This is a genomic window from Deinococcus frigens DSM 12807, from assembly GCF_000701425.1.
Classification (GTDB): Bacteria; Deinococcota; Deinococci; order Deinococcales; family Deinococcaceae; genus Deinococcus; species Deinococcus frigens.
In genome coordinates, this window is the sequence record NZ_JNIW01000097.1 from 1 (window position 1) to 7,767 (window position 7,767).

The following is a 7,767-nucleotide window of genomic DNA, read 5'->3' on the forward strand; positions in this document are numbered from 1 at the left end:
GTAAACAGGTGGGTTTCCCCATTCGGACATCCCTGAGTCAATGCGTATCTCCGGCTCGTCAGGGCTTTTCGCAGGTAATCGCGTCCTTCATCGGCTCCAGTGCCAGGGCATCCACCGTGGACCCTTAGTATCTTGACCTTTCCTTCTGATTCTCAATGCGTGACTTCAATCCGCCCAGTCCGAAGACGGGTTGAATTGAGGTCAACGCAGGTTATTTCGCGTCTCTCTCGCTCTTTCACGCTCGGTTGTCATGCGTCCCGCCTCCGTGGAGGCTCAGAAAAGATACAGGGACTTCCTCAAACTGTCAACCCCCCCTCGTGTTCGCCGCGTCTAGATTGGATCAGGAGGGTCAACCATCACCAGGGGAAAAACCGGTTACAGGCAGTCTCGTACCAGTGTTATGCCCACATCTCACCCCCGGCTAGACGCCAAAACATTTCATTCGCGGCGCATAGAGCGGAGACGGGTTGCAAAAGCGTAGGCAATAAAGAGGTTCGGAAAAGCGCCCAGAACACCAAAAAAGTTGCTGTGGGCGCTGCGCCTCTGCTTCTGGTCTGATCCCGGTTCAGCGCACGGTCACGCTCAGGTACTTGGTATTCAAGTATTCCTGGATGCCCCAGGGGCCGCCCTCCCGGCCATAGCCACTTTGCTTGACCCCACCGAAGGGAGCCTGGGCGGTACTGGGCACTGGATCGTTCAACCCGATGATGCCGTATTCCAGCCGTTCGCTCACGCGGAAAGCGCGGTCGAGATCGGTCGTCCAGAGGTAGGCTGCCAGACCAAACTCGGTGTCGTTGGCCGCCTGCACTGCCTCTTCTTCCGTATCGAAGGCCACTAGCGGGGCCACCGGGCCAAACGTTTCCTCACGCATGACCAGCATGTCAGGGGTTACGCCCGTCAGGACAGTGGGCTGGAAATACAGACCTTCACCTGCCTCGCCACCGATAGTCGCCACTGCTCCCTTTGCCAGAGCGTCGTCAACATGCCGCTTGACCTTCTCAAGTCCCTGTCCATCTACCAGTGGGCCGATCTGGGTAGATGCGTCTAAAGGATCGCCCGTTTTCAGCGCCGCCACTGCTTTCGTCAGCCGGGCCGTGAAGTCCTCCAGAACTTCACGCTGAACATAGATCCGGTTGGTGCATACGCAGGTCTGCCCGGCGTTGCGGAACTTGCAGGCGATCACGTCGGTCACGGCCTGCTCCAGATCGGCATCGGCAAAGATCAGATAGGGGGCGTGGCCGCCGAGTTCCAGCGACACGCGCTTGAGGGTGGGGGCGGCCTGCGCCGCGAGCAACCGCCCCACCTCCGTGCTGCCGGTGAACGTGACCTTGCGAATGCGGACGTCGTCCATCATCACCTTTGTTATGACGACAGGATCGCTGGCCGTGATGACCTGGAAGGTGTCCGCCGGGCCGCCTGCCTCGGTCCACAGGTCACGCATCTTGAGGGCGGTCAGGGGCGACTGTTCTGCGGGTTTGAGGATCACCGTGCAACCGGCGGCCAGCGCGGGGGCGATCTTGCGGGTGGCCATCGCCGCCGGGAAGTTCCAGGGGGTCACGGCGTACACCGGCCCCACCGGTTCCTGGGTAACAAACAGCCGCTTGCCCGGCACCTGACTGGGCACGATGTCACCGTAAACGCGCTTGGCCTCCTCCGCGTACCACTCGATAAAGGAGGCGGCGTAGCGGACCTCGCCCAGCGCCTCGGTGACCGGCTTGCCCATCTCGCGGGCGATCAGGCCAGCGATCTCCTGCTCGTCGCGCAGCATCAGGTCAAAGAATTTACGGAGCAAAGCGGCGCGGGCATAAGCCGTCGTGCGCCGCCAGGACGCAAAGGCAGTCACGGCCCGGTCGGCAGCTCCACGCGCCTCGGCAGCGCCGTGATCGGGAATCTGGGCGATGACCTCGCCGCTGGACGGGCTGCGGAGGTCAAAGGTGGGAGAGGTGGCAGTCATGCGGACATGATAGGCGTGGGGCGAAAGCCTTTCTGTCTTCGCCCCGCAAAAACGACGCGCGAGTTACCGCGCCCTTTCCTCCGTCGCCCACCGGACGGCATGATGCTTCCCGATGACCGCCTTCCGTTTCCTTCCACTGCTCTTCCTGATGTCATGCAGCCCCGCGTCTCACGCCTTCAAGCTGGACCGAATCACGTCAGGCGGCATGCTCTACACCGTCGCCGAGGTTGATCTGAACACGGACCGGCTGGAACTGCACTGGCTCAATCCCACCACGGGCCAGCCCTATGCCAGCTTTTCGCAGGTGCAGGGTCGCCTGCGGAAGATGGGCCGCGAAATGTTGTTCGCCACCAACAGCGGCATCTACGCGCCGGGGCTGCGTCCGCTGGGGCTGCACGTAGAAGGGGGCAGGGCGCTGGTGCCGATCAACAATGCGCGCTCCGGCGGCAATTTTGCGTTGCTGCCCAACGGGGTGTTCTGGATCAAGGGCAAACAGGCAGGCGTGACGGAAACCCAGGCTTACCGTCGCCTGGACCCCCAGCCCACCTTTGCCACGCAGTCGGGGCCGCTGCTGCTGGCGGGCGGGCAGGTCCATCCGGCCTTTAACAAGGGCAGCAGTTCTTTCAAGGTCCGCAGCGGCGTGGGCGTGTGCGCGGATGGACGGGTGCGTTTTGCGGTCAGCGCCGGGCCGGTCAACTTCTACGCCTTTGCCGTATTCTTCCGGGACCGCCTGAAGTGCCCCGACGCGCTGTACCTGGACGGCAGTATCAGCGCCTACGCCACGCCCGAAAGCAACACCCAACTTCTCGACTTCGCGGGCATCTGGACGGTCAGCCGCTAGGTTGGGCAGCTTCAGTCCTCTCCACTCTCCACCTTCTTCAACACCATGCTTCAACAATGTCCTTCAACAACGTGACCCGCGCATTTTCTCTCCACTGCCGTGAACAGACGGGCCGGGCCGCTCTCCTCCCTGCTCCGCAGGTCCCGCCACTTGGCCCGGTGCTACGCTCCCGTATGCCCACACCCGATCTGACGCCGGAGGCTTTCGCCCGCGCCCGCGCTTTTCTTGAAACACGGGGAAGGCCGCTGGACATGGCCCGGTTTCGCCACGCCTTTGAGGGTGCGGCGGCAGGGGAGGTGCTGGACGCCCTGTGCGCCTACCAGAACGGGGACGGCGGCTTCGGGCGGGCGCTGGAGCCAGATTGCCGCGCCCCGGACAGCAGCGTGCTGGCAACGATGATGGCGCTGCGTGTGCTGCACGAGTTGGCTGTTCCAGCAGAAGAAACGCTTCTGATCAGCGCTGTGGACTGGTTGCGCGCCCACCTGCACACCGATCTGGACGGCAGCGTGTGGCCCTTCCTGCCCCCGCAGGCCGAGGCGCACCCGCACGCGCCGTGGTGGAACCAGGCAGAGCCGGGCGAGCTGGCCCGCACCTTCGGCGGCTTCCGGGTCAATCCGCGCGCCGAGATCGTGGGGCGGCTATGGCACTGGCCCGAGCTGCTGCCGGAGGGCCTGCTGGCCCAACTGACCCTGGAGGCGCGGGATTCCATGCTGGCCGGTCTGGAGAAGGGCGACGTGAACGGCCACGCGGCGGCAGCCGTCTTCGCCGGAACGCTGGACATTGCCGGGGACCACCGCCTGCCCGTGCTGGAATATCTGGCCGACGTGCTGCCGGGGCGGGTCCAGACCACACCCGACGAATTTGCTCAATACGGCCTGAACCCGCTGATGGTGGCCCCTACACCTGAACATCCGCTGGCCCACGCGCTGGAAGAACCGCTGAGCACCGCGCTGCTGCACCTGATCACGTCTCAGGCCGAGGACGGCTCGTGGGGGCCGGGCTGGAACTGGTTGGGGCAGTTTCCCGAAGACTGGCCCACCGCCGAGGCCGAGTGGCGCAGCGCCCTGACGCTGGACGCGCTGCTGACGCTGAAGGCGTGGGGACGACTGGCGCAGTAGGCCAACCGAACCGAGACGGGCCAACCGAGACAAAAAGATCCGCCCTCACCATCACGGCAGGGCGGATTCTTGCCAACGCGCTTCAGTCCTTGGGCGCGTCCAGCGTCTTGGGCGTTTTGCGGGGCTGCTTGGTTGCGCCAGGCATATTGGGGGCTGTCTTGGCAATGACAACTTTGCCGCTGCCGCCCGCACCCGCAGCCACGACTGTTTTCTGAATCCGCTGACCAATCGTGGCAGTCTCGGCCTCCACCTGCTTGTTGATGATCACCTGCTGGATGATGCCGATCATGGTGGACAGGATGATGTAGATGGTCACCCCTGCCGGGAAGGTCAGGGCGAAATACAGGAAGATCAGGTAGATGAATGCCTGCTGACGGAACATCTGCGGGTTCTTGCGGGTCATGACATAGAGCTGCCCGATGTTGACCACCAGATAAAGCAGCGCCAGGAAATAGAAGGGATCGGGGATGGCCAGGTCCGGCAGCCACAGAAAGCCGCTATCAAACTCGAAGTTGCGGATGGTGGACCACAGCGCGATCAGCACCGGAAACGGAATAAAGGTGGACACGCAGCCCGCCGGGTTGAAGTTGTAGTCCTTGTACAGCTTCTGCATCTCGGCCTGCATGGCGACCTGCGAGTCGCGGTCCTTGCGCTCCTTGTACTTGTCCTGAATCTCCTTGATCCGGGGCTGCATCACCTGCATGCGGGCGGTGGTGCGGCCCTGCGCCTGCATCAGCGGCCACATGATCAGCCGCAGCAAAATGGTCAGCAGCATCAGCACCAGGCCCCAGTTGCCCACGAACTTGTAAATCTCTTCCATGATCTTGACGATCACCAGGCTGATCTTGCCGAAGAGGTTGGGGCTAAACAGGCCCGGCAGTTCGCTGTAGCCGCTCTGATACAGGTGGACCAGCTCGTTCTTGCCGCCGTAGACTTCCAAGGTGCTGACGGCAGGCAGGCTGGCCGTGATCAGGCCCTGCTCGCCGCCGGTCAGTGTGGCATTGACAGTGGTGCCGCCCTGCGGACGGATGATCAGCGCGTGCGCCAACTGGTTGGGCTTTTCCTGAAGCGCGGCGTACTGGATGTTCTCGACTTTCAGCGTGCCGCTGCCCTGCACGGAAGCAAGTTCCCCGCCCACCGGCACGGCCTTCACGCTGGGATTATCGGCCTTGCCCAGTCCCGGAAACAGCATATTCACGTTGGCCGGGCCGCCCGTCACGTCCGTCTTCAGGTCGATCTTGAAGTTGCGCGGATGTAGCACCACCGTCTTGGTCACGCTCACGCCGCTCTGCGTGTACTTGAACACGGCGGTCTGCTCGTTGGCGGGCAGATCGGTGGACAGTTGCGGCACGGTAGTCTCGGCGGCCCTGGCTGGATCGAGACCGCCGCCGATCAGGGCAAACGCCTTGCGCTCGCCCACCATGTTGACCAGACTGGCCTGATTCTTGAGGCCGCTTAGATCGACGCCGCCATCGGCTTTGCGCTTGATGTACGGCGTGCCCGCGTAACTCTTGACGAACCAGCCAATGACCTCGCCGCGCGCGTTGAACACCACGTCTTGCAGGTTGCTGGTGGCGATGTACTCGTCGCCGGGCTTGCCGTCGAAATCGGCCTTGATCCAGTCGGAGGTGATAGCCTTGCCGAATACCGGCAGCGGTCCGGTCTGTCCGCAGCCCGTGAGCAGCAGCGCGCTGGCGGCGGCCATCAGCGGAAGGAACAGTTTTTGTTTGGTCAGGCTGGGTTTCATCAGGATACGCGTCTCTTTTTAGGGGAAGGGCTTTTCAGGGAGGGGGCCTGAGGCTGGAAGGAAGGCGGCGACGTGCTGGACAGTTCTACACCTGGCCGTCCGGGAAACTGTTCCGGCACCGGATCGTAGCCCCCCGGCAGCAGGGGATTGCAGCGCGCCACCCGCCACGCCGCCAGCCAGCCGCCCTTGACCGCGCCGTGCCGCTCGATGGCCTGCGCCGCGTATTCCGAGCAGGTGGGCGTGAAACGGCATGTCGGCACCGGCTTGCGCGGCGACAGGACCCGCTGGTAGTACCGCACAGCCCCCACCAGGCCACGTGAGGCGAGGCTCACGGGCGGTCCTTGGTGGGGGGAGGTGGTGCGGAAGTCACGCGCTCAGGTACGCGCCTGGCCTGTCCGGGGTTCCCCGCCTTTGCGCCGCGCTTGCCCTGTCCCGGCGCTTTGGCAATCGCACGGCCCAGCGCCGCTTGCAACTCCGTAAACGGCACGCTCAGCACGCCTGGATTGGGCAACAGGATGGCGCGGCACGGCGGCAGACCACCCGGCAGGGTCCGCAATGCCTCGCGTACGCGGCGGCGCACGCGGTTGCGGTCCACAGCGCGTTTCAGGGTCTTCTTGGACACCACGATACCCATGATGGCGCGCGGCTGCCACGCCTCGCCGTAACGCGGGCGGTATTCGGTCAGGCGCAGGGTAAACAGCGGATCACGCACCGCCGCGCCGTGGGTGCGGACCTTGCGGAATTCGCGGTCACCACGCAAAGAATCCAGCGCCACCAGACGGCGGGGCCGTGCCTGTGTGGCGCTGGACTGTTCAGGATTGGCGATAGACAACCGCTTCCGACGGCCTTACTCGTCGGCGACGGTCAACTGGCGGCGGCCCTTGGCGCGGCGGCGCGCGATGATATTCCGGCCAGCTTTGGTTTTCATACGGGCGCGGAAGCCGTGGGTCTTGGCGCGCTTGCGGACGTTGGGTTGGTAGGTACGCTTCATGGTCGTTCTCCTTGCAGGCGACTGTGCTGCCATCTGGCTGCCCGTCGCGTTTTTCGTGGACTGCCCATAGAACGCAGCAAGCCCCGCCCCCACTTCGGAAGGCAAACTGGAAAAGTGTAGCACGCCGGGGCAAGTGGGGAAAAGAGGGGGCCTAGCGAAGGGTGCGTCCCGCTGAAATGGGATGATGGTGTATGGCAACGGAGCGAGAGATTCTAGGTCAAGTCATGGAACGTCATCTGGACCAGCTTTTGGAGGAGTCCGAGGGGCAGCTCAGCAATGCTGAGCTGGAACAGACTTTGCTCAATCAGCAGAGTCCGCTGATGCGAGAATTGTTCCAGACCCTCATTAACCTGCGCCAGAAGCAGGATTTTCCCCCCTCAGCACCAACCGACTGACCCGCAGTGGTGCAGGGATGGCGCAACGACGCTCCTGATTCACGGCTGCTGGGGAGCGGTCAGGATTCCCGCGCAAACCTGGGAACATAGAACCAACCGGCGTCATCTCAGCCTGCCTAAAGATGCCAGCCTGGACACCAGCGGCTTCACCCCGCAAGCACTGGACCACCTGATGGCACTCAGTACAGCGGTGAGCTACGCCAGTGCGGTGAAGCTCGCCTGCCGATTTGGCCTGTCCGTTTCCACCAGTCAGCTTCAGCGGCTGATGGCACCGCTCGCGTATCAGACGGCACAGATGGTTCGTCATACCCTGAAACTTCGAGCGGAAGAACCGTTGCCCAATCTTCCCGGCACGAAGGGACGGGTGATGGTGGTGCAGGCTGATGGCGTGATCGTCCTCGGTCACAAGACAGGGAAGAATGTCGTCAGAGACGACATTCCCAGAGAAACGGGTGAGGCGTTCGAGATCAAAGCGCTCACGGTCTACGCCGAGAATTCACCAGCCAACCGCATCACAGTGGCCGAAAAATGCGATGCAGACGAGTTTCTTCCACTGCTGGCCGGTTCTTTGCGGGTGGCGGGTGTATGGCAACAGGACACGCTGATCAGCGTGTCCGACGGCGCACTCTGGATCGAAGACCGCATGAACTGCCTGGGAGTTACGCAGCACGTCCTGGACGTGTTCCATGCCGTGAGCTATGTGGACAGGGTGAGGGAAGAT

At 63.2% G+C, this 7,767-nt stretch carries 9 protein-coding genes and 1 rRNA gene; 4 read left to right on the forward strand and 6 right to left on the reverse strand.

Annotated elements, in window-relative coordinates; all coding sequences use genetic code 11:
• Positions 1-138 (reverse strand): 23S ribosomal RNA (locus Q322_RS0118950); the annotation flags it as partial.
• A gap of 427 nt (positions 139-565) precedes the next feature.
• Positions 566-1,954: an NAD-dependent succinate-semialdehyde dehydrogenase gene (locus tag Q322_RS0118955; protein WP_051668774.1), complete on the reverse strand. Its 1,389-nt coding sequence runs from the start codon at positions 1,952-1,954 to the stop codon at positions 566-568.
• Positions 1,955-2,066: 112 nt separating this feature from the next.
• Here Q322_RS0118955 and Q322_RS0118960 point away from each other — a divergent pair, with 112 nt between their 5' ends.
• Positions 2,067-2,795, forward strand: coding sequence for a phosphodiester glycosidase family protein (locus tag Q322_RS0118960; RefSeq protein ID WP_029479429.1), 729 nt, complete (start codon positions 2,067-2,069; stop codon positions 2,793-2,795).
• Positions 2,796-2,968: 173 nt separating this feature from the next.
• Positions 2,969-3,913, forward strand: coding sequence for a hypothetical protein (locus tag Q322_RS0118965; protein ID WP_029479430.1), 945 nt, complete (start codon positions 2,969-2,971; stop codon positions 3,911-3,913).
• Positions 3,914-3,995: 82 nt separating this feature from the next.
• Here the strand turns inward: Q322_RS0118965 and yidC are convergent, their stop codons facing one another.
• The 4 genes from yidC to rpmH all read right to left on the reverse strand — a co-directional run bounded on the left by yidC (position 3,996) and on the right by rpmH (position 6,651).
• Complete coding sequence (yidC, locus tag Q322_RS0118970) at positions 3,996-5,660, reverse strand: membrane protein insertase YidC (RefSeq protein ID WP_029479431.1); 1,665 nt, start codon at positions 5,658-5,660, stop codon at positions 3,996-3,998.
• The gene (gene yidD / locus Q322_RS0118975; protein ID WP_029479432.1) at positions 5,660-5,992 is read right to left on the reverse strand and encodes a membrane protein insertion efficiency factor YidD; all 333 of its coding nucleotides are present in this window, start codon (positions 5,990-5,992) and stop codon (positions 5,660-5,662) included. Before yidD ends, yidC begins: the two co-directional genes overlap by 1 nt.
• Entirely contained in the window at positions 5,989-6,420 is a 432-nt protein-coding gene (rnpA, locus tag Q322_RS0118980; protein ID WP_029479433.1) for a ribonuclease P protein component, read from the reverse strand. The genes yidD and rnpA overlap by 4 nt, the downstream gene beginning before the upstream one ends.
• Before the next feature lie 87 nt (positions 6,421-6,507).
• Positions 6,508-6,651, reverse strand: coding sequence for a 50S ribosomal protein L34 (gene rpmH / locus Q322_RS0118985; protein WP_029479434.1), 144 nt, complete (start codon positions 6,649-6,651; stop codon positions 6,508-6,510).
• 224 nt (positions 6,652-6,875) lie between these two features.
• Here rpmH and Q322_RS21295 point away from each other — a divergent pair, with 224 nt between their 5' ends.
• A complete protein-coding gene (locus tag Q322_RS21295; protein ID WP_156952944.1) occupies positions 6,876-7,046 on the forward strand; it encodes a hypothetical protein in 171 nt (56 codons plus the stop codon).
• A 172-nt stretch (positions 7,047-7,218) separates the two neighbouring features.
• Positions 7,219-7,767, forward strand: a 549-nt coding sequence (locus Q322_RS0118995; protein WP_029477334.1) for a hypothetical protein, incomplete at its 3' end; no start/stop codon positions are given.

Bases quoted from the DNA above. Each gene is read 5' to 3' on its own strand.
- Q322_RS0118955 (WP_051668774.1), bottom strand. From the start codon at position 1,954: ATGACTGCCACCTCTCCCACCTTTGACCTCCGCAGCCCGTCCAGCGGC.
- Q322_RS0118960 (WP_029479429.1), top strand. From the start codon at position 2,067: ATGACCGCCTTCCGTTTCCTTCCACTGCTCTTCCTGATGTCATGCAGC.
- Q322_RS0118965 (WP_029479430.1), top strand. From the start codon at position 2,969: ATGCCCACACCCGATCTGACGCCGGAGGCTTTCGCCCGCGCCCGCGCT.
- yidC (WP_029479431.1), bottom strand. From the start codon at position 5,660: ATGAAACCCAGCCTGACCAAACAAAAACTGTTCCTTCCGCTGATGGCC.
- rpmH (WP_029479434.1), bottom strand. From the start codon at position 6,651: ATGAAGCGTACCTACCAACCCAACGTCCGCAAGCGCGCCAAGACCCAC.
- Q322_RS21295 (WP_156952944.1), top strand. From the start codon at position 6,876: ATGGAACGTCATCTGGACCAGCTTTTGGAGGAGTCCGAGGGGCAGCTC.